At 34.0% G+C, this 23,841-nt stretch carries 22 protein-coding genes; 12 read left to right on the forward strand and 10 right to left on the reverse strand.

Annotated elements, in window-relative coordinates; genetic code table 11:
• The first annotated feature begins 14 nt into the window (after positions 1 to 14).
• The 3 genes from sppA to AAC084_RS07140 are packed head-to-tail and all read left to right on the forward strand — an operon-like array spanning position 15 to position 5,257.
• Positions 15 to 1,775 (forward strand): signal peptide peptidase SppA, encoded by a 1,761-nt coding sequence (sppA, locus tag AAC084_RS07130; protein ID WP_339838818.1) that lies wholly within the window; start codon positions 15 to 17, stop codon positions 1,773 to 1,775.
• 3 nt (positions 1,776 to 1,778) lie between these two features.
• Positions 1,779 to 2,495 carry a queuosine precursor transporter gene (locus tag AAC084_RS07135; RefSeq protein ID WP_339838821.1) on the forward strand — a complete coding sequence of 239 codons (717 nt, stop codon included), beginning with the start codon at positions 1,779 to 1,781 and terminating at the stop codon, positions 2,493 to 2,495.
• 32 nt (positions 2,496 to 2,527) lie between these two features.
• Positions 2,528 to 5,257 carry an AsmA-like C-terminal region-containing protein gene (locus AAC084_RS07140; RefSeq protein WP_339838824.1) on the forward strand — a complete coding sequence of 910 codons (2,730 nt, stop codon included), beginning with the start codon at positions 2,528 to 2,530 and terminating at the stop codon, positions 5,255 to 5,257.
• On the opposite strand, the gene AAC084_RS07145 is transcribed toward AAC084_RS07140, so the two are convergent.
• Entirely contained in the window at positions 5,254 to 6,048 is a 795-nt protein-coding gene (locus AAC084_RS07145) for a DUF2797 domain-containing protein (protein ID WP_339838827.1), read from the reverse strand. The two genes, AAC084_RS07140 and AAC084_RS07145, sit on opposite strands and share 4 nt — an antisense overlap.
• 79 nt (positions 6,049 to 6,127) lie before the next feature.
• On the opposite strand from AAC084_RS07145, the gene AAC084_RS07150 reads away from it, so the two are divergent.
• Together AAC084_RS07150 and AAC084_RS07155 are read left to right on the forward strand one after the other, a co-directional pair.
• The gene (locus AAC084_RS07150; protein ID WP_339838830.1) at positions 6,128 to 7,642 is read left to right on the forward strand and encodes a GH3 auxin-responsive promoter family protein; all 1,515 of its coding nucleotides are present in this window, start codon (positions 6,128 to 6,130) and stop codon (positions 7,640 to 7,642) included.
• A 252-nt stretch (positions 7,643 to 7,894) separates the two neighbouring features.
• Positions 7,895 to 8,452 carry a hypothetical protein gene (locus AAC084_RS07155; RefSeq protein ID WP_339838833.1) on the forward strand — a complete coding sequence of 186 codons (558 nt, stop codon included), beginning with the start codon at positions 7,895 to 7,897 and terminating at the stop codon, positions 8,450 to 8,452.
• 83 nt (positions 8,453 to 8,535) lie between these two features.
• Here the strand turns inward: AAC084_RS07155 and clpX are convergent, their stop codons facing one another.
• The 6 genes from clpX to AAC084_RS07185 all read right to left on the reverse strand — a co-directional run bounded on the left by clpX (position 8,536) and on the right by AAC084_RS07185 (position 13,895).
• A complete protein-coding gene (clpX, locus tag AAC084_RS07160) occupies positions 8,536 to 9,771 on the reverse strand; it encodes an ATP-dependent Clp protease ATP-binding subunit ClpX (RefSeq protein WP_339838836.1) in 1,236 nt (411 codons plus the stop codon).
• Positions 9,772 to 9,858: 87 nt separating this feature from the next.
• The gene (clpP, locus tag AAC084_RS07165) at positions 9,859 to 10,539 is read right to left on the reverse strand and encodes an ATP-dependent Clp endopeptidase proteolytic subunit ClpP (protein WP_339838839.1); all 681 of its coding nucleotides are present in this window, start codon (positions 10,537 to 10,539) and stop codon (positions 9,859 to 9,861) included.
• An 87-nt stretch (positions 10,540 to 10,626) separates the two neighbouring features.
• Positions 10,627 to 11,949, reverse strand: a complete 1,323-nt coding sequence (gene tig, locus AAC084_RS07170) for a trigger factor (protein WP_339838842.1) — start codon at positions 11,947 to 11,949, stop codon at positions 10,627 to 10,629.
• Positions 11,950 to 12,049: 100 nt separating this feature from the next.
• Positions 12,050 to 12,397 carry a phage holin family protein gene (locus AAC084_RS07175; protein WP_339838844.1) on the reverse strand — a complete coding sequence of 116 codons (348 nt, stop codon included), beginning with the start codon at positions 12,395 to 12,397 and terminating at the stop codon, positions 12,050 to 12,052.
• A 2-nt stretch (positions 12,398 to 12,399) separates the two neighbouring features.
• Positions 12,400 to 13,185, reverse strand: coding sequence for an alpha/beta fold hydrolase (locus AAC084_RS07180; RefSeq protein WP_339838846.1), 786 nt, complete (start codon positions 13,183 to 13,185; stop codon positions 12,400 to 12,402).
• The gene (locus AAC084_RS07185) at positions 13,182 to 13,895 is read right to left on the reverse strand and encodes a pyridoxine 5'-phosphate synthase (protein WP_339838849.1); all 714 of its coding nucleotides are present in this window, start codon (positions 13,893 to 13,895) and stop codon (positions 13,182 to 13,184) included. Before AAC084_RS07185 ends, AAC084_RS07180 begins: the two co-directional genes overlap by 4 nt.
• 92 nt (positions 13,896 to 13,987) lie before the next feature.
• Between AAC084_RS07185 and AAC084_RS07190 the strand changes: the two genes are divergently transcribed.
• The 7 genes from AAC084_RS07190 to AAC084_RS07220 all read left to right on the forward strand — a co-directional run bounded on the left by AAC084_RS07190 (position 13,988) and on the right by AAC084_RS07220 (position 21,186).
• Positions 13,988 to 14,644: a CBS domain-containing protein gene (locus AAC084_RS07190; protein ID WP_339838852.1), complete on the forward strand. Its 657-nt coding sequence runs from the start codon at positions 13,988 to 13,990 to the stop codon at positions 14,642 to 14,644.
• A 1-nt stretch (position 14,645) separates the two neighbouring features.
• Positions 14,646 to 15,527: an NAD kinase gene (locus AAC084_RS07195; RefSeq protein WP_339838855.1), complete on the forward strand. Its 882-nt coding sequence runs from the start codon at positions 14,646 to 14,648 to the stop codon at positions 15,525 to 15,527.
• Between the two features lie 112 nt (positions 15,528 to 15,639).
• Positions 15,640 to 16,326 carry a DUF6089 family protein gene (locus tag AAC084_RS07200; RefSeq protein WP_339838857.1) on the forward strand — a complete coding sequence of 229 codons (687 nt, stop codon included), beginning with the start codon at positions 15,640 to 15,642 and terminating at the stop codon, positions 16,324 to 16,326.
• 7 nt (positions 16,327 to 16,333) lie between these two features.
• Complete coding sequence (locus tag AAC084_RS07205) at positions 16,334 to 17,074, forward strand: isoprenyl transferase (protein WP_339838860.1); 741 nt, start codon at positions 16,334 to 16,336, stop codon at positions 17,072 to 17,074.
• Positions 17,075 to 17,078: 4 nt separating this feature from the next.
• A complete protein-coding gene (bamA, locus tag AAC084_RS07210) occupies positions 17,079 to 19,682 on the forward strand; it encodes an outer membrane protein assembly factor BamA (RefSeq protein WP_339838863.1) in 2,604 nt (867 codons plus the stop codon).
• Between the two features lie 103 nt (positions 19,683 to 19,785).
• Complete coding sequence (locus tag AAC084_RS07215; RefSeq protein WP_339838866.1) at positions 19,786 to 20,622, forward strand: OmpH family outer membrane protein; 837 nt, start codon at positions 19,786 to 19,788, stop codon at positions 20,620 to 20,622.
• 54 nt (positions 20,623 to 20,676) lie between these two features.
• The gene (locus tag AAC084_RS07220; protein WP_339838868.1) at positions 20,677 to 21,186 is read left to right on the forward strand and encodes an OmpH family outer membrane protein; all 510 of its coding nucleotides are present in this window, start codon (positions 20,677 to 20,679) and stop codon (positions 21,184 to 21,186) included.
• Positions 21,187 to 21,233: 47 nt separating this feature from the next.
• Here AAC084_RS07220 and AAC084_RS07225 read toward each other — a convergent pair whose 3' ends face one another.
• From AAC084_RS07225 to AAC084_RS07235, 3 genes are read right to left on the reverse strand one after another with little or no spacing between them, the layout of a single operon-like run.
• Positions 21,234 to 22,088 carry a glycosyltransferase family 2 protein gene (locus tag AAC084_RS07225; RefSeq protein WP_339838870.1) on the reverse strand — a complete coding sequence of 285 codons (855 nt, stop codon included), beginning with the start codon at positions 22,086 to 22,088 and terminating at the stop codon, positions 21,234 to 21,236.
• Between the two features lie 14 nt (positions 22,089 to 22,102).
• Entirely contained in the window at positions 22,103 to 22,624 is a 522-nt protein-coding gene (locus AAC084_RS07230) for a methyltransferase (RefSeq protein ID WP_339838872.1), read from the reverse strand.
• A gap of 1 nt (position 22,625) precedes the next feature.
• On the reverse strand, positions 22,626 to 23,684 hold the full coding sequence (locus AAC084_RS07235; RefSeq protein WP_339838874.1) for a ketoacyl-ACP synthase III: 1,059 nt from the start codon (positions 23,682 to 23,684) through the stop codon (positions 22,626 to 22,628).
• Positions 23,685 to 23,841 lie beyond the last annotated feature (157 nt).

Here is a 23,841-nt window from a genome sequence, read left to right on the forward strand (position 1 = left end):
AAAGAAAGATTTGCATGAATTTTTTGAGAAATTTTTTAGCTTCTATTTTGGGTTCCTTATTCGCATTCGGAATCTTATTTGTTATGTTTTTAATATTTGTCACGCTTGTAAGTAGTGGGGAAGATACTGTTGCGGTGAAAAATAATTCAGTATTAGAGCTTCAGTTACAACGTCCTATTTCAGACTATACAGGCACAAACGAGCTTAATCCCTTTTCTGGCATCTTTGAACAAAAGCAGGGTTTGGATGAGATTATTCATGCCATTGAGGTAGCGAAAAATGATGATCGCATAAAAGGAATTAGTATTAACAATAATTTTATTATCGCTGGGTTGGCCCAAACACAAGCGATTAGAGAGTCATTAGAAAATTTTAAAACTGAAGGTAAGTTTATATATGCATATGCAGATTTTTATATGCAACGCGATTATTATTTAGCAAGTGTTGCTGATTCAATTTTTATGAACCCTGTGGGTGTGTTAGATTTTAAGGGGCTTTCTACTGAAGTTCTGTATTATAAGAAATTGCAGGAAAAGTCGGGTGTGAAAATGGAGGTGATTCGCCATGGTAAATATAAAAGTGCGGTAGAACCTTATTTAGAGAATAATATGAGTAAGGCGAACAGAAGTCAATTGTCTTCTTTGCTTCAGTCGCTGTGGAATTCTATGGTAACTGATATTTCACATACAAGGGGTATTTCAGAATCTGATTTAAATATCATTGCTGACACTTTGGGTGGTAGATCTCCTAAATATGCCAAAATATCTGGGCTTGTCGATGATGTTGTTTTTTATGATGAGTATGAAGCTAAATTAGCTAAAGCATTAACTATTAAGAAAGACGATAAAATCAATATTAGTACGCTAGATGATTATGTGAAATATTCTAATAAAAAGATTTTGAAATCTGGTGATGATAAGATTGCAGTTGTTTTTGCTCAAGGAGAAATTTTTTACGGTGAGGGTGGTCCAAATATTATAGGACAAGGAATTATCAATGAAGCTTTAATAAAGGCAAGAGAAGATGAAAGTGTTAAGGCTATTGTATTAAGAGTAAATTCTCCTGGAGGTAGTGCTTTGACTTCAGATATTATTTGGAGAGAAGTGGCGCTTACTAAAAAAGTGAAACCAGTAATTGTTTCTATGGGTAACGTTGCAGCATCTGGTGGGTATTACATTGCAGCTGGTGCAGATAAGATCTTTGCTGAACCAACTACAATTACAGGTTCCATTGGTGTTTTTGGTACAGTACCGAATTTGACTGAACTGGCAGATAATATTGGAATAAATGCAGAACAGGTTGGTACCAATAAGAATGCCGTTGAATATTCTTTGTTCGAACCGATGCAAGAGAGTTTTAAAAATCAGATTCAAGAAAGTATAGAAGATACATATCAAACATTTCTACAACGTGTATCTGAAGGTCGAAATATGACCATGGCGCAAGTAGATAGTGTTGCTCAAGGTCGCGTTTGGAGCGGTACTGAGGCATTGCAGATAGGGTTGGTAGATGAGCTGGGTAATTTAGATGATGCTATTTCAGCCGCTGCAGAGATTGCTTCTTTACAGTCTTATGGGGTGAAGAAATTTCCAAAATATAAAAGCGGATTTGAACGTTTCATGGAAGATTTGGAAGGAGCTAGTGTACAACTGAAAGAAAATTTAGTGAAAAATGAAATTGGAGATGAAGCTTATTTGATTCTTAAAGAGTTGAAGTCATTCAAAGAACAAAAAGGGATACAGGCTAGAATGCCTTTTGCTTTGGATATTAAATAAACTATGACCTTAAAGGATAGGAAGCTAGCACAGCGTATTTATTTGTATTTAGGGGCACTGTTTATTACTTCCTTAGTGGTATCAAATCTCATATTTCAAAAATTTATTTATTGGAATCCGTTTGGTGACTTTACGGTATTAGGTGTTTCACTCTTTGAGGTTTCTGTTGGTATTTTACCTTACCCAATAACTTTTTTAATTACCGATCTTATATCAGAGATATATGGTAGAAAAATGGCAAATCAAATAGTGACTGCCGGTATTTTCGCTTCTTTCTTTTCAATGAGTATTATTTTGCTAGCAGAAGCGGCTCCTGCAATACCATCTTCACCAATAGATGACCAAACCTTTACTCAGGTTTTTGCTTTATCACCCATTGCTGTATTAGCTTCAATGATTGCTTATTTATTAGCGCAATATGTTGATGTTGCAATTTATCATTTTTGGAAAAAATTGACTAATGGAAAGTATTTATGGTTACGTAATAACTTTTCAACATTTCTTTCACAATTTCTAGACACGTTTACCGTTGTGGGTCTGTTATGCGTATTTAAAGTACTACCGTGGGAACTATTTTTCGGACTAGTGGTAAGCGGATTTATTTTTAAGATTTTTATAGCATTTCTAGACACCCCTTTTCTCTATTTCTTCGTATATATTATGAGAAAACGTTTTAATCTAAAACCAAATGAAGAATTGGAGTTAGATATATTAGAGTAATAGCATAAAATAAAACAGTATAAAAATATACTATGGGTAAGAAAATACTAAAAATTGTAGGTGTAATTCTTTTATTGATTATCGCAATCTTAATTGCGGCTCCCTTTTTCTTAGAAGCAAAGATTGGCGATATTATTAAAAATAATGTCAATAAGAATGTGAATGCTACACTAGATTTCTCAGATGCAAATTTGAGTTTGATAAGCAGTTTTCCTAATGCAGAGGTGAAATTTAAAGATGTAGTTCTAATTAATAAAGCACCTTTTGAAGGTGATACTTTGTTTAAGGCTAATGAATTGGACTTGACTATGGGTATTATGCAATTGTTTAAAGGTACGGAGGATGCCATCGCAATTAATAATATTTATTTAGAAGGTGCATTAGTGAATGTTGTTGTTGATGAAAATGAAAATGCTAACTATGATATTGCAGTTGCTTCTGAAACTGTTGCGGTAGATGAACCAACTACCACAGATGGTTTTTCTTTTGATTTACAATCTTATGAAATTTCAAACTCAAGAATTTATTATACCGATAAATCTACAGGCATTACCTTTAAGTTAGATGATTTTCAGCATAAAGGAACTGGTGATTTGTCTTTAGCGACATCAGAATTAGACACGCATACCGATGCCTTTGTTTCGTTTGAGATGGATAGTGTTAATTACTTGAATAAAAATAAAATAAAATTGGATGCCTTAATCGGGATAGATTTAAACCAAAACAAATATTCCTTTTTAAAGAACGAGGCGCTAATTAATCAATTGCCATTGGTATTCGATGGTTTCGTTATTCTTAATGATAATAATCAAGAAATAGATTTAACCTTTAAAACACCTTCTTCTGATTTTAAAAATTTCTTAGGTGTAATTCCAGAGATTTATTCTAAGAATATTGAGAATGTTACTACCACTGGCGACTTTATTGTAAATGGTAATTTCAATGGTATAGTAGATGATACTCATATTCCGAAATTCAATATTGAAATAAAATCAGATAATGCTTCATTTAAATATCCTGATTTGCCAAAGGCGGTTCGAAACGTCTTTTTTGATATTCAATTAAATAACAAAACAGGTATTACAGAAGATACCTACGTAGATATCAATAAGGCTTCTTTTATGATTGATGAGGATAAGTTTAATCTTACCTCAAATATTACTGAGCTAATGGGTAATACTAAGGTAAAAGCACATATAGATGGTGCAATGAATTTAGCTAATATTTCAAAAGCTTACCCTATACCTGCTGAATATGATTTAAAGGGTTTGTTGAAAGCAAATATTACAACTGCCTTCGATATGGCTTCTGTAGAAAAAAAGCAATATGAGAAAACGAATACCACAGGAGATCTAAGTGTTACGAATTTCGAATACAATTCTGAAGAACTTGCTAACCCTGTTAAGTTTACTAAGGCTAGTTTAACCTTTAATCCGAAAACTGTTACACTAAACAGTTTAAACGGAACTACGGGTAAAACTGACTTTGATGTAACAGGTACTATTAATAACCTTTTAGGATTCATGTTTAACGATGAAAAGGTTGAAGGTAATTTTAATTTGAAATCGAACACTTTTGCTTTGAGTGATTTTATGGTCGCTGAAACAGAAACGACAACTGGAAATGGCGATAGTAATAGTGGGGGAGTAGTTCAAGAGGAAAAAATTAAAATCCCTTCATTTCTTGATGCCACCATAAATGCAAATGCAAAGCAGGTATTATATGATGATATCGTACTAAGTGATGTAACTGGGGTATTGAGAATTAAAGATGAAACAGCTACATTAAGTAACATGTCGTCTGGTTTGTTTGGTGGTAAAATGGCTTTTAATGGTGAAGTATCTACAAAAAATGATACTCCTACTTTTGCCATGAAATTAGACTTAAATCAGTTAGGCATTCAAGAAACGTTCAGTTCAATAGAATTATTTCAAACTATAGCACCAATCGCGCAAATATTAAAAGGAAAACTAACTTCCGATATTTCGTTATCAGGTAATTTAACAGATGATTTATTGCCTGACCTATTGTCATTAAGCGGAAATTTGTTTGCAGATTTAATGACTGATGAAATTAGCACGGAATCGGCACCTGTATTGAATTCGCTTGTTTCTAAATTAAATTTCATTGATTTAAAGCAACTAGATTTGAAAGATTTGAAGACGTCACTTTCATTTAAAGATGGTATAGTTACTGTAAAGCCTTTTACGCTTAATTATAAAGATATTTCTATTAATGTAGAGGGTAATCATACATTCGATAAGAAATTGAATTATAAGGCTACCATGCAGGTTCCTGCTAAATATTTAGGTACTGATGTTACCAATCTAATAGCTAAAATAGATGATTCGGCTTTAACAGATTTAACCATACCTGTTGTTGCCAATATAGGAGGTCTATACAATAGTCCTGCAATAACTACTGATTTATCATCAGGAGTAAAACAATTAACTACAAAGTTAATTGAAGTAGAAAAACAAAAACTTATTAATAAAGGTACTGATAAGGCCAAGGATTTGATTGGCGGTTTGATCAACGGAAATAAAACAACTAAGGATTCAACTAATAACGAGGCTAATTCTACCAAAACTAGTGCTAAAGATATTCTTGGCGGTATTTTAGCAACTAAAAAAGATACCGTTACTACATCAGTTAAGAAGGATTCAATTCCTCCTAAAACTGAGCAAGAAGCTGTGAAAGAAAAAGCAAAAGATATAATTGGGGGTCTATTCGGTAAAAAGAAAAAGGATACTGTTAATTAATTAACGGTAAGCCCCACATAATATCCTTCGCTACCACGTACGTTGAATACAGTATTATCTTCGAAGATTAGGTATTGACCCTTAATACCTTTTAATTTACCTTCAAAAGAAGGTGTTTTGCTGAGGTTTAGACTTTTTACCTTAGTTGGGTATTGCAATACCGGAAATTCTAATTCAGTTTCAAGATTAGATTCTAGATAATATTGTATTGCCTCATCAGGAATATACTGTTTTAGTTTGTCGCGCCATTCTTGTAGGTTTTCATCAACAACATTATTTGTGAGCATGGTACGCCAATTCGTTTTGTCTCCTACATGATTTTTTAAAGCAACTTCAGTAATACCTGCTAGATATCTATTGGGTACTTCTACTATTTCGATTGCCTCATGCGCGCCTTGGTCAATCCATCTAGTTGGTATTTGTCCTTTTCTAGTTACACCAACTTTAATGTTGCTCGAATTAGCCAGATAAACAATATGTGGCTGCAGCTGTACCTTTTTTTCATAAGCTAAATCTCTATCCTCTTTATCTAAATGTGCGGTGCTCAATTCTGGACGCATTATCCAATCTCCGGCAGAAGGTATTTCAAAGAAACAATTTTTACAAAAACCTTGCCTATAGATAGGTCTGTCATTACCACAATTGAGACATTGAAATTTTATAAATTCTATTTTTAGAGTTTTATCGAGAACTTGATTTACATTTAGAAAATCAGATTCAAACAACATGTAATACTGTATTGGATGACCAATTTCTGTTTGCATTTTTTTTAGTACTCCTTCGTATTGCATGTTTAGTTTACTTATTAGGTAATCAATTTGAAAATGATACTTAGATACGCTATTTTTAGCAACACAAAGATACCTATAAATGCCAATTACTTTATTTAATTCCATTGCCTCTTGGTTATTGAAGAAGCGTTATCATCAGATAGAACTTTTTTTAAAGTACCCAGAAGAGGTTCAGGAAGAAGTGTTGTTACAATTGCTTGAGTTTGCAGAAGACACGGAAATTGGTAGAAAATATGAATTTGAATCTATTGAATCATATAGGATATTTAAAGAACGTTTGCCGATAGTTTCTTATGAAGAATTTGAACCGATAATCGAACGTACTAGAAAAGGAGAGCAAAACCTTTTCTGGCCCACTAAGGTGAAATTATTCGCTAAAAGTAGTGGAACAACTAACGCCAAGAGTAAGTTTATTCCTGTTAGCAGTGAGGCTTTAGAAGACTGTCATTATAAATCAAGTAAAGATTTATTATGCCTTTATTTAAACAATAATGAAAACTCACAATTATTTACAGGCAAAAGTTTGAGATTAGGAGGCAGTAAAGAGCTCTATGAAGACAATGGCTCGTATTTCGGAGACTTATCTGCCATTCTTATTGATAATATGCCTTTATGGGCGGAATATAGCAGTACGCCTAGTAATAAGGTTTCTCTAATGAGTGAGTGGGAAAGTAAGTTGATGGCAATTATTCATGAAAGTGTACAAGAGAATGTTACTAGCCTTGCGGGTGTTCCTTCGTGGATGCTGGTATTAATGAATAAGGTTTTAGAAGAAACAGGTAAGGAAAATTTATTTCAAGTATGGGGGAATCTGGAAGTCTATTTTCATGGAGGGGTTAATTTTAATCCTTATAAAGAGCAGTATAAAAAAATACTGCCCAATGATAACTTTAGATTTTACGAAATTTATAATGCCTCAGAAGGATTCTTTGCTATTCAAGATAGAAATAATGAAGAGGATCTTCTGCTCATGTTGGATTATGGTATTTTTTATGAGTTTATATCGATGGATGTTTATGGCACGTTACAACAAGAAGCTATTCCCCTATGGGAGATTGAACTCGGTAAAAATTATGCAATTATAATTACGACCAATTCTGGATTGTGGCGCTATAAAATTGGAGATACAGTTAGGTTTACTTCAAAAAGTCCATATCGAATAAAAGTTACTGGTCGTACGAAGCACCATATTAATGTTTTCGGTGAAGAGCTGATTATTGAAAATGCAGAGGAAGCTTTAAAGTTAGCTTGTTCTAAAACCGAAGCTGAAATCATGGACTATACCGCTGGTCCGGTTTTTATGATAGATAAGGAAAAAGGAGCTCATGAATGGATAATGGAATTTAGAACCTTACCAAAAGATTTAAATTCATTCGTAAAGGTGTTTGATGATGCATTGAAATCGCTAAATTCAGATTACGAAGCCAAACGGCATAATAACATTACTTTAAACTTACCCTTGGTACATATTGCTCGTAAGAACTTATTCTATGATTGGTTGAAGTCAAATGGTAAGCTTGGTGGCCAGCATAAAATACCACGTCTATCTAATAAACGCGATTATTTAGAGGAGCTTTTGCGAATGAACAAGTAATTTGCTCTATATACACTATTTTTTAGTCTAATCACAACAAACTTTTATTTTGGCTCAATAGTTGCCTTAACTTTACTAATGTTTAAGAGACTTAGTATAACTACTTTAACTATCGCAATTTATCGTGAAGATTCTCTACTAAATGAACTACATCGATAATTTTAAGCGAGTAAACAATTAAATGATGTTATGTGAAGCTAAAAATCCAACTTGCTGTAGGAAAACTTAACCAAACTTTAAAATACTATTATTATGGCACAGAAATTAGTGATTGTTTCAGATATGTGGGGCGCTAAGAAAGGTTTATGGATTACTTCATATTTAGGATATCTTCAACAGTATTTTGATATTACCTTTTATGATAGCCAGCAATTAGCCAACCTCGACATTTTAGTACAGTCAGAAGAGAATGTTCATAGTGCTTTTGTTGATGGTGGTATAGATACAGCTGTTTCTCATTTATTGAAAAAGGAAAAAGAACCATGTTATTATTTAGCTTTTAGTACAGGGGCTACCATCGTTTGGGAAGCCGCAAAAAAAGGCTTGCCAGTTAAGTCGTTTTATAGTGTTTCAGCAACAAGAATTCGATTAAAGAATGAAAGGCCTAATGTGCCATTTCAATTAGTATACGGTGAAAATGATTCGTTTAAGCCGAGCGAAGAATGGGCTGACAGATTAGGAATCGATATGGAAATTGTTTCCAATTATGGTCATACACTTTACTCTGATGAGAAAATAATTCAGAAAGTATGTTTAGATTTACTACAAGAAGTAACGCAAATAGCACCTCAGATTAAGAAAGTGGTCTAATAGATATATAAAGTTTGAAGCATAAAAAAAGCGTGGATAATTAATTATCCACGCTTTTTTTTATATTCTATTCTAGTTAATTATTAAGAAACTGCTTTTAACTTCTTTACGGTGTCATAAGATAACATTTCCTCAGCATAAGGTTTCGTAACCTTAAATTTAGTCTCCCCAGTACTCGGCATCTCGAACATAGCATCGGTAAAGATTGCTTCACATAAAGATCTTAAACCTCTAGCGCCAAGTTTATACTCAATTGCCTTGTCCACAATATAATCCAATGCTTGCTCAGTGATGGTAAAAGTAATATCATCCATTGCAAACAGTTTTTCATACTGTTTTATAATTGCATTTTTAGGTTCCGTTAAGATTGCTCTTAACGTCTTTTTATCTAACGGATTCATATGGGTGAGAACAGGTAGTCTACCAATTATTTCAGGTATAAGTCCGAATTCTTTTAAATCTCTAGGAATTATATACTGCAACATATTAGAGGTGTCCAAAAAGTTATCTGCTTTCGAGGCACTATAACCAACGGCCTGCATATTTAAACGTTTGGTAATAGCACGCTCAATACCGTCAAATGCTCCTCCGGCAATAAAAAGAATGTTTTCAGTATTAACTTCAATAAATTTTTGATCAGGATGTTTTCTACCGCCTTTTGGTGGAACATTTACAACAGTACCCTCTAATAATTTTAGAAGTCCTTGTTGTACACCTTCTCCAGAAACATCTCTGGTAATTGATGGGTTATCACCTTTTCGGGCAATTTTATCTATTTCATCAATGAATACGATTCCTCTTTCGGCTTTTTCAAGATTATAATCTGCCGCTTGTAATAGTCGGGTTAGAATACTTTCTACATCTTCACCAACATAACCAGCTTCGGTCAATACCGTCGCATCAACTATTGCTAGAGGTACATTAAGTAATTTTGCGATAGTTTTCGCCATTAGGGTTTTACCGGTTCCGGTTTGCCCTACCATTATAATATTACTTTTTTGAATCTCTATATCATCTTCTTTTGACGTAGGTTGAAGTAATCTTTTATAATGATTGTAAACGGCTACGGACATTACCTTTTTTGTGCGTTCCTGGCCAATAATGAAAGTGTCTAAAAATTCCTTTATCTCTTGGGGTTTTTTTAAAACTAGTTCAGAAGAAAGATCATTTGTCTTTGTCTGTTTCGATTCTTCAGCAACTATACCGTGTGCCTGTTCTATACAACGATCACAAATGTGTGCGTCGAGACCAGCAATTAATAAATTTGTTTCTGGTTTTTTTCTACCGCAGAATGAACACTCTAAATTTTCCTTTGCCATTATCTTACTTCTCTATTCTATTCCTTAACGAATGAAATTCGTTTTTGGTTTAAAAATCATTTATTTATTTGATTCAAATAGTCGGAATTATTCCTTATCCCTTACCAAAATTTCATCAATCATTCCATATTTAAGAGCTTCATCAGCTTTCATCCAATAATCACGGTCACTATCTTCACGTACTTTTTCTATATCGGTATTAGAGTGTTGCGCTATAATTTGATATAATTCCTCTTTCAGCTTTAAAATTTCTCTTGCAGTAATTTCAATATCGCTTGCTTGACCTTGAGCGCCACCCATTGGTTGGTGAATCATAACACGAGAATGCTGCAAACCACTACGTTTGCCTTTTTCACCAGCACATAATAATACAGCTCCCATTGAAGCAGCCATGCCTGTACAAATAGTAGCAACATCAGGAGTTATGAACTGCATAGTGTCATAGATGCCTAAACCTGCATAAACACTACCTCCTGGAGAGTTTATATAGATTTGAATGTCTTTTTTAGCATCAACACTAGCCAAAAATAATAATTGTGCTTGTATAATATTTGCAACTTGGTCATTGATACCCGTACCCATGAATATGATACGATCCATCATTAAACGCGAATAAACATCCATGGCAACAATATTCATAGACCTTTCTTCAATAATATTAGGCGTCATGTTGGTAGGGTACATGCTGCTCATTATTGTGTCGTAATATGTACTGCTAATGCCTTGATCGTTTATTGCGAAATTCTTGAATTCTTTTCCGTAATCCATAAATTGTATGTCTATTTTTTAGAGTAAAAAAAGGTGCCGAAAATTTCATTTCCGGCACCGAAAAGATACTTAATTAATTGTTCGAAATTATCCGTAAACTTCTTTCACGAAATTTTCATAGGTAACTTCCTTTGTCTTAAGGTTTGCTTTTTCCTTATAAAGATTCAATAGCTTTTGACTCATCAATTGTTCTGAAAGTCTTTTTACTTCATCTTGGTTACCAAGAACACGTGCTGCAATGTTATCTAATTCTTCCTCTTTAGGGTCTAACTGGCCAAATTGAGCCATTTGCGAACGAATGAAGCCTTTAGAGAATTCTTTTAATTCATCGAACTGAACTTGAAGTTCATTGTCGCGAATTATTTTGCCTTCTATAAGTTGGTAACGTAACCCTTTTTCTGATTTTGCATACTCTTCAGTAGCTTGCTCATCAGATAATGGCTCTTCACCTGTCATTTGAATCCATTTGGTTAAGAAGCCGCTTGGTAGTTCAAATTTGGTATTATCAATAAAATATTCAGTAACGTCGTTCAATAATTTTTGATCAGACTGCTGTTCGAACTGTTTTTCAGAATCTTCTTTGATACGCTCTTTTAATTCTTTTTCAGATTTTACGCTGTCAGGTCCAAAAAGTTTGTCGAATAATTCTTGGTTTAATTCGGCAGATTCTCTTTCATTTATTTCTGAAATCGTGAAAGTTACCTCTGTATCCAATGATTCTGCTTTTTGCTTGTCAATGCCCAAAGCATTTGACAGCATATGGTCTTCATTAAATAGCCCTTTTGTTTTCAGTGTAATTACATCGCCAACTTTTTTACCCTTCAGTGCATCTAAAGCTTTTTTGCTTTTCAGCTTGTCGGTTTCTAGCATGGTTTTGTTGTCAATTTCTTCAGTTTCGTTAAAGAAAGTACCGCTAACCTCATCATTTTTACTAACAACATCTTTGCTTACAAGCTTGCCGTATTGCTTTTGAATACGTTCTATTTGCTCGTCGATCGTTTTCTTGTCTGCAACAATTTTGTACTGCGTTATCGCTTTTTTAGTTTTCAAAGAAACTTCGAAATCAGGCGCTAAACCTAGTTCAAATTCAAAAGCTAACTCATCTTGATCCCAATCAAAATTATCTTGCTGCTTTGGAAGAGGATTTCCAAGAACATCCAATTTTTCTTCAGTCAGGTATTTGTTAAGATTGTCTTGTAACAATTTATTCACTTCATCAACCAAAACAGCTTTGCCATATTGTTTTTTGATAAGGCCCATAGGTACTTGACCTTTTCTGAAACCAGGAATATTAGCTTGTTTCTTATAATCCTTTAATATGGTATCTACCTTGTCTTGGTAATCGTCTTTTGTGATAGCAACTTTAACTACTGCATTTAAATCGTCTATCTGCTCTTTCGTAATATTCATTCCTTATTATCTATTTGCATGTATAAAATGGGATGCAAAAATACGATTTTTTGCAAAGTCAACCAATTTTTTAAAGTATTGAATTTCAAATCAAAAGCGACTAAGACTTGTCATCTTTTAGCAATGAAAAGAAGATCGATTGTAAAAAGGATAGCAAGAGGCTAAAAATCAATGCCCACCATATATTGCTTACAGAGAAACCATCTATAAGTTTATCTGCCAATAAAATGATTATAGCATTTATTATCAGTAAAAAAAGACCAAATGTGACTATAGTAACAGGGAGTGTTAAAATAACCAATATTGGTTTTACTAGAAAATTAAGTAAACTTAGAACAACAGCTACAATAATAGCAGTCATAAAATTATCTACAGAAACATTGGGAAGTACATTTGCTAAAATGATTACGGATAAAGCGCTTAAAAGTACTCTTAGAATTAGTTTCATAATTATAAATTTATAGGTTGATTGAAAAAGGTTAAAGATTTATCAAGGAATTCTTCAGGATTTTCTGCGTGTAGCCAATGGCCCGCGTTACTAATAGTTTCTACTGTAGCTTTTGGAAAATGTCTACTAATTATTTCAATATCGCTTTTTGTTACATATTCGGATCGGTCACCTCTTAAAAAAAGTGTGGGTCCGTTATAGTTATCAGTGCTATTGATATTGTCGCCGATTTCTTCCATTTTCTCACTCAATACCTCTAAGTTGAACCTGAAGCATAGTTTTTTATCTTCGTTTCTAAAGAGATTTTTTAGTAAAAATTGACGTGTACCATTATCAGAAATATATTTTTTTAATTGATCATCTGCATCCTTACGCGATTTCAAATTATTAGTATCAATAGCGTTTAGGCCATCAATTATTGTTTGATGATGCGGAGGGTAAAATTTAGGAGCAATGTCGGCAATCAATAGTTTACTGACTCGATCTGGATGAGTGCATGCAAATTGCATCGCCGTTTTCCCGCCCATTGAATGACCAATAAGTATAGTGCTTTCAATTTCATGATGATTCATATAATTAAGTAAATCATCAGATAGGATATCATAATTGAAATCGGGTGAATGAAAACTTTTACCGTGGTTTCGTTGATCAATTAAGTGAACACGAAATCCGTTTTCGGCATAAGAGCTACCTAGAGTTTTCCAATTATCGAGCATCCCTAAAAACCCATGTAGAATACAAATAGGTTTGCCTTCTCCTAAAATTAATGAATGTAAAATTTGCTTCATTTTAATTTATGTAAATACATGTTCACTACATTGTCTAGACCTAAATACAGGGCTTCGCTAATAAGAGCATGCCCTATTGATACTTCTAATAAATTAGGAATATTTTTCGCAAAATATTGAATGTTGTCTAAACTTAAGTCGTGCCCCGCGTTAATTCCGAGTCCTAAATTATTTGCGCTTATGGCAGCTTCAATAAATGGCTGTATGGCTTTTTCTTTATTTAGTTCGTAATCAGTAGCATAACTTTCGGTGTAAAGTTCAATTCGGTCGGCGCCAACAGCTTTTGCTCCTTCAATCATTTTTATGTCGGGGTCAACAAATATAGAAGTGCGAATACCAGCTTCTTTAAAGGTTTTGATGACATCAGTTAAAAAATCTTTATATTTTATGGTGTTCCAACCTGCATTCGACGTTATTGCTTCGATAGAATCGGGTACCAGAGTTACTTGTTCTGGCTTTACTTCGAGTACTAGATCAATAAACTTCGGAATTGGATTTCCTTCAATATTAAACTCGGTTTTTACAATGTTTTTTAAATCTCGGGCATCTTGATAATGTATATGTCGTTCGTCTGGTCTTGGGTGTATAGTTATGCCTTGTGCTCCGAAACTTTCTAGATCGCTCGAAACCTTTAGTAAATCAGGTACATTGCCGCCACGGGCATTCCTGAGAGTTGCTATTTTATTTACGTTAACGCTAAGCTTTGTCATTATGTCTGATTTACCTTTTAAGAGTTTCAAAAATACAAATAAGGCACGCCTTTTGATATTATTAATTGCTATTTTGCGTTATAATTAAGCCTATGCATATTCAAGAACATATCATTACGAATATACCTGTCTTTGAAATAAAGGATACTTTTGAAAAAGTTTTGGAATTTTTTCAGGATACGACGTACTCACATGTAGCTATTGTAGAAGATGGACGGTTTTTGGGTGTTTTCTCGGAAAATGATTCTGAAGCATTGCTTCCTGAGACAAAAATAGAGGAGTTTAGGTATGATCTTCAAAGTTTTTTTGTGCGAGGCGATACGAATTGGCTTGATGTTTTAGAAGCTTTTGCTAGAAATGAGGCTAATCTTTTACCAATTTTGAATGAGAAAGAAGAAGTTGTTGGTTATTATGACCTTACCGATATAGTTGCTATTTTTATAGATACTCCGTTTTTTACAGATCCCGGCAGTATTCTAGTAGTTGCAACGGGTATTAAAGATTATTCATTTAGTGAAATTGCCCAAATTGTGGAGAGTAATAATGCTAAATTAATAGGTGGTTTTATTACCGATACGCAAAATGATATTATTCAAGTTACTTTAAAGATTACCACAAATAATTATAATAAGGTCGTTCAGACCTTTAGAAGGTATAATTACCATATTCTTTATGGTAATAGTGATGATCAGTTTCTTGAAGATCTTAAGGATCGTTCAGATTATTTAGATAAATATCTTAATGTATAGTATGAAAGTAGCTATATATGGTCAAACATATCAAGATAACGCCATAGAATATTTGGTTGAATTATTGGATGAGCTTTATAAAGAGTCAGCAGAAGTATTTATAGAACATGATTTCTATGAGCTGTATCGTAAATTAGAATCCTCAAAATCTTTTTCTACGTTCACTATGGGTAGTGGGTTGGACACTACTTTCGATATGTTCGTTAGCTTTGGTGGAGACGGTACAATTTTAAGGGCAACGACCTTTGTTAAAGATTTGGGTATACCGATAGTAGGTGTAAATACAGGAAGATTAGGTTTTCTTTCCACTTTTAAAAAGGAAGATGTTAGAAAAGTAGTTCAAGAATTTAAAGAAGGAGCATATACTATTGTTGAGCGAAGTTTGGTTCAATTGAATACCAAAGAACTAGATGCTGAATTTGGTGATCTCAATTTTGCACTTAACGAAATTACCGTTAGTAGAAAAGATACTACGTCGATGATAACGGTAGAAACTTATTTAAATAATGAGTATCTAACTTCTTATTGGGCTGATGGATTAATTATTTCGACACCAACCGGTTCTACGGGTTATTCATTAAGTTGTGGTGGTCCTGTAATTGTGCCCACTGTAAAATCTTTGGTATTAACACCCATTGCGCCACACAACCTTAATGCGAGGCCACTTGTAATTTCAGATGATACCGTTATACGCTTAAAAGTGTCCGGTCGAGAAGAAAATCATTTGGTTTCATTAGATTCTAGAATTGCTTCACTGGAAAATGGAGAGGAGATTACAATTAGTAAAGCACCCTTTACTATTAAAATGATAGAGTATACTTCAGAGAGTTTTTTAAAGACCCTAAGAAATAAGCTACTTTGGGGTGAGGATAGGCGAAATTGAGTCTGGTTTTAAACAATAAATGGCCTTAATCGCTGTTTATCCAATAAGAACATGAAAATCATCTCATATTCTATTATTAATAGGGGATAGGTGTCATTGTAAAAACTAATTTATGCGTTACATAACGTTGATAATACTACTTTTTTCATTTTTTATGATTAAAGCACAGACCTATGAAGCAGGTATTTTCTTAGGAGGAGCTAATACAATTAGTGATGTAGGAAGAACAAATTATATTTTACCTTCTGATATTGCTTTTGGCGGTTTGTTTAAATGGAATATCAGTAAGAGATATGCATGGCGTGGAAGTCTAATGTATGGCCAATTTACTGCAAATGATAATAAATCAAGTTCAACGGCAAGGCAACAAAGGGGTTATGTTGTTGATAATTCTGTTTTAGAAGGATCTGTAGGTCTTGAGTTTAATTTTGTAGATTATAATCTGCACAAATTGGGGCCAGCTTTTACCCCTTATTTATATACGGGTATTACTTATTTTAGATATGATTATGAGTATTTTAATGGAGGGGTTTTGCAAGAAATCGAACAAAAAGATGGATCATTTGCTATACCAATGACGGCAGGTTTTAAGTATCGTATCAATCAGTTTCTTATTTTTGGGGCTGAAATAGGTGCTAGGTATACATTTACTGATAACTTAGATGCCAGCAATCCCGAAGGTTCGAACTTTGAAGAATTCCAATTTGGAAATATTTTTAGCGACGATTGGTATGTTTTTTCAGGGTTGACATTAACCTACACTTTTGGCAGAAAGCCGTGTATGGATTGTTTTGAGTAAAATAAAAATGAGCGATATAAACGATATTGATAAAACGAATGTTCCTAAGCATCTTGCTATTATTATGGATGGCAATGGAAGATGGGCTAAACAACGTGGTAAGCTACGAGTATTTGGTCACGAGCATGGCGTAAAAACGGTGAGAATTGTTGTTGAGCAATGTGCCGAATTAGGTATCGATTTTTTAACCTTGTACACGTTTTCTACTGAAAATTGGAATCGCCCAAAGGTAGAAGTACAAACATTAATGCGCTTATTGGTGTCCTCGTTAAAGAAAGAACTTAAAACTTTTAACAAAAACAATATACGTTTAAATACAATAGGTAATATATCTGCATTGCCTTCTAAAGCCTACAAAGAATTACTTGAGGTAATGGATCAAACAAAGCAAAATACAGGTATGACGCTTACTTTGGCCTTAAGTTATGGAGCTCGTGAAGAGTTGCAATCTGCAGTAAAAGCGATAAGTGCCAAAGTTAAAAATAATATAATTTCAATTGAAAATATTGACGAAACCATTATTAATAACCATCTTTACACGCACAATTTGCCAGACGTAGACTTGCTTATCCGTACTAGTGGAGAACATCGGATCAGCAATTTTTTATTGTGGCAGATTGCATATGCCGAGTTATATTTTATTGAGGTATTTTGGCCCGATTTTAGGGAAAATCATTTGGCAGAAGCCATAATAAATTACCAGAACAGAGAACGAAGATTTGGAAAAACTAGCGAACAACTCACTTAAAGATATGACTAGGTTCATATCCTTGAACCACATTTTAACTACCCTTTTATTATTAGCAACCTTTATTGTTACCGCACAGGATGATACCTATGAGGATGGCACAACCTATATTCTTGGAGGTTTAGATGTTACGGGGCTACAAAGTTATAATGAACAAACGGTAAAAACATATACCGGTCTTCGGGTTGGTCAACCTATTACTTTACCTGGTGAACAAATTAGTGAAGTCATCAAAAAATTATGGGGACTTGAGCTTTTTAGCAAAATTGATTTTTACATCAACAATATAGAAGAAAACACCGTCTTTTTAGAATTGAACATCATTGAGCGTCCTACCTTAAGTAATGTTACTTTTTATGGTGTAAAGAAAGGTAAGATTGATGGGCTTACTAAAGATACTGATCTAAAGAAGGGTAAGAAAATCACTGAAAGTCTTATATCCAATTCTAAAAATTATATTACAAATAAGTATAAGAAGCAAGGCTATTTAAATGCTCAAGTAAATATTGCTACTGCGAAAGATACAGTAGACACCAATACTCAAAGTATGGTGGTCAATGTGAAAAAGGGTGATAAGGTTAAAATACGCAAGATTATATTTGAAGGGAATGAACAATTAGCCGATAAGAAATTACGTAAGGCTTTAAAGAGCACCAAACAGAAAAAATTTGGTAGATTCTGGAAAAAATCTAAATACATTCAGAATGATTATGAAGATGATTTAGGTTTATTGGTAGATAAATTTGCAGAGAACGGTTATCGAGATGCTAGAGTTATTTCAGATTCAGTTATAAAGGTAGACGAGAATAATATTGACCTGCGAATAAAGGTTGAAGAAGGTGATAAATATTATTTTGGTAATATTGATTTTGTTGGAAATACCGTATATACTGATCGCCAATTACATCAAGTATTAGGTGTTAAAAAGGGAGATACCTATAATGGTGTATTATTAAGAGAACGAATTGCTGATAATTCGAAACCTGACCCAACTGATGTTACCAGTTTGTATCAGAATAATGGATACCTGTTTTCAACAATAAATCCGGTTGAGATTTCTGCAGCTAATGATACTATTGATTTTGAGATAAGAATAATAGAAGGTAAAGAGACATTCTTAAACCATGTTACCGTTTCTGGTAATGATAAGACCAATGATCATGTTATCTACCGCGAGTTGCGCACCAGACCTGGTCAAAAATATGATAAATCAGATATTATTCGAAGTATTCGTGAATTAGGTCAATTAGGCTTTTTTGATGCAGAACAAATTACACCAGATGTTCTTAATGCTAACCCTAATGAAGGGACTGTTGACTTAGCTTGGAGCTTGGTTGAGTCGGGATCTAGCCAGATAGAATTACAAGGTGGTTATGGTGGTGGTGGTTTCATAGGTACTTTAGGGTTGTCCTTTAGTAACTTTTCTATTCAGAACTTATTTAAAGGTGAGAAATATAAACCTGTACCAATGGGTGATGGGCAAACCTTTGCCTTGCGTTTACAGGCAAGTAGAACTTTTAGGGTGTATAGCTTAAACTTTGCAGAGCCATGGTTGGGTGGAAAAAAACCGGTCCGTTTCAATTTAAGTCTATCAAGAACGCAACAGTTTGCTGCTTCTTATGGTGGTAGTGGTGGTATTCAGGTTAATAAGGATCAGCAATTCTCTATAACAGGTATTACTGCTGGTTTAGCTAAGCGTGTGCAATGGCCAGATGATTTCTTTACAATTTCGCATTCGCTTGGTTACCAATTGTATGATTTTAGAAACTACAATATTGGCTTGTTTAATTTTGGTAATGGTAAGGCAAATTCTTTGGCATATACCTTCGGTATTTCAAGAAATGCGACACAAGGTGGTCGTATTTTCCCAAGAGGTGGTTCTAATTTTGAAGTGACCGCTAAATTTACTCCACCTTGGTCTTTGTTTAGTAATAAGGATTATAGAGATTTGCAAAACAGATCAGAAGTGTTGGATGATAAGAAAAATACAGTGGGGTTAACTTCCTCGGAAAACACGGAATTGGAAGATATCGACCAAGAACGTTTCAAGTTATTGGAATATTACAAAGTGAAGTTTAAAGGTGATTGGTATACAACTTTAGTTGATAAATTGGTATTACGTAGTAACGCAGAATTTGGCTTCTTGGGTAGCTATAATAGTGCGGTAGGTAATGTGCCATTCGAAAGATTTTATGTTGGGGGTGATGGTCTTGGGAACTTTACATTAGATGGCCGTGATGTTGTACAGCTTAGAGGATATGATAATCAATCTATAACGCCGTATACTGATGGGGCTACTACACCTGATGGAGCCTTGATATATAATAAATTTTCATTAGAGTTACGTTATCCATTAACATTAAAGCCTTCTGCGTCTATTTACGGACTTGCATTTTTAGAAGGCGGTAATGCCTTCAACAATTTTCAAGACTTTAATCCGTTTGAATTGAAACGGTCGGCCGGTGTGGGTCTGCGTATCTTTATGCCAGCATTTGGTTTGTTGGGTATTGATTTTGGTTACGGATTTGATGAAGATCTTAAGCCACAATCTGCAGGGCAAGGCCCAAGTGGGTGGCAAACACACTTCATAATTGGTCAGCAGTTTTAATTTTCATTGAAATATAATAATTGTGCAATATGCTAATCCTTTCATTTTAAAAGATTTAGTAAATTTGGCACGATATTTTCTATAGGATTAAACGATATCAACAATGAGTTCAAAAACAAAAGTTCTTTTATTAGTTTCGGTCATGTTCATGACTATCGGGAGTTTTGCCCAAAGAGGGGTGCGAATGGCCTATGTAGATATGGAATATATCTTAGAGAATGTTGACGAGTACAGAGATGCTACTGAACAGTTAGAGGTGAAAGTACAGCGTTGGAAGGTTGAGATTGAGCAGAAGCAAAGTATTGTTGAGCAGATGAAGAAAGATCTAATGGCAGAAAAAGTGTTGTTGACGCCAGAGCTTATTGCAGAAAGAGAAGAGGAAATTCAAATTCTGGAAAAAGAGATGATTGAATATCAACAAGATCGCTTTGGGCCACAAGGAGATTTGGTTTTGCAGAAAAGGAGATTGATACAACCTATACAGGATCAAGTATTTAATGAGGTTCAGAAAATAGGTGTAAATAAAAAGTATGATTTTATTTTTGATAAATCTGCGGATGTTGTAATGTTGTATTCCGAAAAAAGACATGATATCAGTGATTTGATATTAAGAGGTATCGCTCGGACAAGAAAAGTTAGTAAACCAAATAAAAAAGCGGATAATCGAAGTAGATTAGATGATTTTGAAGGTGATGAGGAGCCGGAAGTAGTGAGTGAGGCGTTACAAGAGCGTTTAGATAAGGCTACTGAGGCGGCAGAAGCACGAGAGAAGAGTGCTGAAGATACAAGATCAGAGCAGTTGAAGTTAAGAGAGGAAAGAAAGAAGGCGTACGAAGAGCGAAGAAAAAAATTGTTAGAAGAGCGTGAAGCTAAGAAACAAGAAAAATTAAAGGAAAGAAATAGCGATACCGATAATAAAGATAATAACGGTACTATTTAAATAGGTTTAAAAACCATAAGAATTAACACTCAAATAAGAATTAAATTTTAACTCATGAAACAAGTAAAACAAATTGTGGTAGTCTTATTGTTGTTCGTAGCAACGACAAGTTTTGTAAATGCCCAAAGTAAGGTAGCTCATATAGATGTTACTCAATTATTGTCAGCTATGCCTGAAATGAAGGCAGCAGAAGCTGAACTTAAAAAATTGCAAGAAACTTACAATGCCGATATCCAGGCTTCAATGACAGAATTGCGTAACAAGTTTACTCAATATCAAAATGAAGCAGGTGCAAAATCAAAAGAAGAAAACGATAAAAGAGCAGTTGAACTTCAAGGTTTTGAAAAGAACATAGGTGAAGCTCAACAAGCCGCACAGCAAGAGTTTCAGAAGAAGCAAGCTGAATTGTTTGCTCCTATTTCAGAAAAAGCTAAAACAGCTATTGAAAAAGTTGCTGCAGCACAAGGATTTGATTACGTAATTGATGCGCAAGCAGGTGGTGGTCTAATCGTTGCAAAAGGTAAAGACCTTTTGGCTGATGTAAAAAAACAATTAGGTTTCTAATTCAAACCTATATAATAAAAAAAAGCCATCTATTTAGATGGCTTTTTTTATGCGTATATTTTTTTCTTAATATTTGTCCAGCGTAAACGTCTTATGAATACTCCTTCTTCTTCGTTTACTAAGTAAGGGGTATTGGTTTGAGCGGCATTGATATATCCTGCAATATTATTCCAGAAAGATTTTATTGATTTATGCTTTGTTGCCATTTTAATAGAAGCAATACAAGTTATTAGAAAACCATAGCGCATGGTGTACATGGCTTTTCCTTGAAGTCTTTTGGCTTTCTGGTCATATGCCTTACCAGTAGGTCTTAAATGCTTTATTTTAAGCGTAGGGTAAGTTTGTATTTCAAACCCGTGATACTTTGCTAGAAGCTCGTCTACGGTATCCCAACCCATAGCATTTCTTAATCCACCTATAGCTTTAAAGCAAGTTTTGGAGTATGCTTTAAAAGCACCCCGTACATGTTCTTTGTCCATCGGGTGATTTAGAACCCATTCACCAAAGTCGTTTTCCTCATAAATAAAACCACCACAAATTCCTAACTTAGGGTAATCTTTGAAATGTGAGCTAATTACCTCGAAATAATTGCCGGGTAAAATAACATCGGCATCTAATTTTACGATAATATCAAAAGAATCATCTAAGACTTCTAAGCCATTATTGAAGGCATTGACTACTTTGCTTCCAGGCATATGTTCTGCTGAAGAAACAATATTTAATTTTTGAAAAATAGGACTTTTGCTACAAAATCTATCAATTATAGATTCTGTGCTATCGGTGGAATTATCATTTACAAGAATGACTTTTTTTGGTTGTAGTGTTTGTTCTAATATAGAGCTTAAAGTACTTTCTAGATAAGCCTCTTCATTATGTATAGGAATAACCAAATAGTAATCCATAGTCCAGTGGTCTATTATTTCCTAGTTGCGTAAACAATATAATATCTTGGGGTAAATAATCGCAATAGAGGTCTTATACCTAATTTTTTAACAGGATTTGTCCATTTTTTTGAGTCTTGTATTTCCCATCCTGCTTTTTCCAATAACCAATCAAATTGCCAATCTTCGAATTCATGATAATGTCTATCCCATTTGTCGGTTTTGCTCCTATAGGCTGGGGAGAACCATAATTTGAGAGGTATACTGGCAACTAATTTTTTAGACTTAACGTTTGATAGGATATGTAAAGGGCTTAAGAGATGTTCGAAAATCTCAAAGGCAGTTACTACTTCAGCTTCCGAATTCAGAACAGACGAAAAATCAAAATCTAAATCCTCACCAGTTGTATTTTCGACTGTATAGCCATCTTCCTCCATTATTTTAGTAAATGGATTTTTAACGCCTAAATCTAAAATTGATTCATTTTTGCCAATATGTTTTTGCAAAAAATGTAGTGTGTGTTCAAAGCGTTTATTCGGAAAGCTATTTTCGTACATGTTAGACTCTGTAAATCATTGCATTGACGTTCATTCCGGCGCCAACACTAGCAAAGATAACAACATCTCCCTTTTTAATTTCTTGATTTTCTAATTTACCTTGTTTTACTAAGTCAAATAAAGTGGGAATAGTGGCAACTGAGCTATTGCCTAATTTAGCAATACTCATAGGCATAACCCCTTCAGGCATTTCTTTACCGTATAATTTGTAAAAACGTTTCACAATAGCTTCATCCATTTTTTCGTTTGCTTGATGAATGAATATTTTCTTTACCTCATCAATTTCAATTCCGCTTTTATCTAAACAAGAAGCCATAGCTTTTGGTACATGTGTGACAGCGAACTCATATATTTTACGGCCGAACATTTTTATATAATAGGTACTATCTTCTTGACTTTTATTATAGGTATTCCCGAAAAATAGATAATTGGCCTCATCCATCGCGTAGGTACCCGACTCATGAGCAATAATTTCACCTTCACCATCGATTTTTTCAATAATTGCGGCACCTGCACCATCGGCATAAATCATAGAATCACGGTCGTAATCGTCAACTACTCTAGAAAGTGTTTCCGCTCCTATTACTAAACACTTGTTGGCGATACCACTTTTTATAAATGCATTGGCTTGAATCATACCTTCTAGCCAACCTGGGCACCCAAAAATTAAATCATATGCTACGCATTTCGGATTTTTTATTTGAAGCTGATGTTTTACTCTTGTTGCCAAACTAGGTAAGGTATCTCCTTGGGTTTTACCATGAACTAGATCGCCAAAATTATGAGCCACAATGATATAGTCTAATGTTTCTTTATCGATTTGGGCACTTTCAATGGCTTTTTCAGCAGCAAAGAATGCAAGGTTAGAGGTAGTTAATTCTTTTGGAGCGTACTTTCTTTCCTCAATACCGGTAATAGCCTTGAATTTTTCAATGATAACTTCATTAGTATGATTGAAGGTAGAGCCATCAAGATTTAGAAATTTATGTTCATTAAAATCTTTGTTGGTAATGTTCAAGGTTGGAATATAGCTTCCTGTTCCTGTAATTGCTATGCTCATTTTAATTTATTGAATTGCGCACGAAATATAATAAACTTCATAAACTTTTATATGCATGCATAATAAATATTACGATGTTCAAGGTCTATTTCTTCGTGTGAATGTTATTAAAAAAGCCTTTTCAATTTATTGAAAAGGCTTTGTGGTAAAGGGTTAA

This window comes from uncultured Maribacter sp., assembly GCF_963977385.1.
GTDB lineage: Bacteria > Bacteroidota > Bacteroidia > Flavobacteriales > Flavobacteriaceae > Maribacter.

Excerpts from the sequence above, each read along its gene's own strand:
- sppA (WP_339838818.1), top strand. The coding sequence starts at position 15 with ATGAATTTTTTGAGAAATTTTTTAGCTTCTATTTTGGGTTCCTTATTC.
- AAC084_RS07195 (WP_339838855.1), top strand. The coding sequence starts at position 14,646 with ATGAAAGTAGCTATATATGGTCAAACATATCAAGATAACGCCATAGAA.
- AAC084_RS07145 (WP_339838827.1), bottom strand. The coding sequence starts at position 6,048 with ATGCAATACGAAGGAGTACTAAAAAAAATGCAAACAGAAATTGGTCAT.
- AAC084_RS07140 (WP_339838824.1), top strand. The coding sequence starts at position 2,528 with ATGGGTAAGAAAATACTAAAAATTGTAGGTGTAATTCTTTTATTGATT.
- clpP (WP_339838839.1), bottom strand. The coding sequence starts at position 10,539 with ATGGATTACGGAAAAGAATTCAAGAATTTCGCAATAAACGATCAAGGC.
- AAC084_RS07235 (WP_339838874.1), bottom strand. The coding sequence starts at position 23,684 with ATGAGCATAGCAATTACAGGAACAGGAAGCTATATTCCAACCTTGAAC.
- AAC084_RS07215 (WP_339838866.1), top strand. The coding sequence starts at position 19,786 with ATGAGTTCAAAAACAAAAGTTCTTTTATTAGTTTCGGTCATGTTCATG.
- AAC084_RS07200 (WP_339838857.1), top strand. The coding sequence starts at position 15,640 with ATGCGTTACATAACGTTGATAATACTACTTTTTTCATTTTTTATGATT.
- AAC084_RS07180 (WP_339838846.1), bottom strand. The coding sequence starts at position 13,185 with ATGAAGCAAATTTTACATTCATTAATTTTAGGAGAAGGCAAACCTATT.
- AAC084_RS07225 (WP_339838870.1), bottom strand. The coding sequence starts at position 22,088 with ATGGATTACTATTTGGTTATTCCTATACATAATGAAGAGGCTTATCTA.
- AAC084_RS07185 (WP_339838849.1), bottom strand. The coding sequence starts at position 13,895 with ATGACAAAGCTTAGCGTTAACGTAAATAAAATAGCAACTCTCAGGAAT.
- AAC084_RS07230 (WP_339838872.1), bottom strand. The coding sequence starts at position 22,624 with ATGTACGAAAATAGCTTTCCGAATAAACGCTTTGAACACACACTACAT.
- AAC084_RS07175 (WP_339838844.1), bottom strand. The coding sequence starts at position 12,397 with ATGAAACTAATTCTAAGAGTACTTTTAAGCGCTTTATCCGTAATCATT.
- clpX (WP_339838836.1), bottom strand. The coding sequence starts at position 9,771 with ATGGCAAAGGAAAATTTAGAGTGTTCATTCTGCGGTAGAAAAAAACCA.
- AAC084_RS07155 (WP_339838833.1), top strand. The coding sequence starts at position 7,895 with ATGGCACAGAAATTAGTGATTGTTTCAGATATGTGGGGCGCTAAGAAA.
- AAC084_RS07135 (WP_339838821.1), top strand. The coding sequence starts at position 1,779 with ATGACCTTAAAGGATAGGAAGCTAGCACAGCGTATTTATTTGTATTTA.
- tig (WP_339838842.1), bottom strand. The coding sequence starts at position 11,949 with ATGAATATTACGAAAGAGCAGATAGACGATTTAAATGCAGTAGTTAAA.
- AAC084_RS07220 (WP_339838868.1), top strand. The coding sequence starts at position 20,677 with ATGAAACAAGTAAAACAAATTGTGGTAGTCTTATTGTTGTTCGTAGCA.
- AAC084_RS07190 (WP_339838852.1), top strand. The coding sequence starts at position 13,988 with ATGCATATTCAAGAACATATCATTACGAATATACCTGTCTTTGAAATA.
- AAC084_RS07205 (WP_339838860.1), top strand. The coding sequence starts at position 16,334 with ATGAGCGATATAAACGATATTGATAAAACGAATGTTCCTAAGCATCTT.
- AAC084_RS07150 (WP_339838830.1), top strand. The coding sequence starts at position 6,128 with ATGCCAATTACTTTATTTAATTCCATTGCCTCTTGGTTATTGAAGAAG.
- bamA (WP_339838863.1), top strand. The coding sequence starts at position 17,079 with ATGACTAGGTTCATATCCTTGAACCACATTTTAACTACCCTTTTATTA.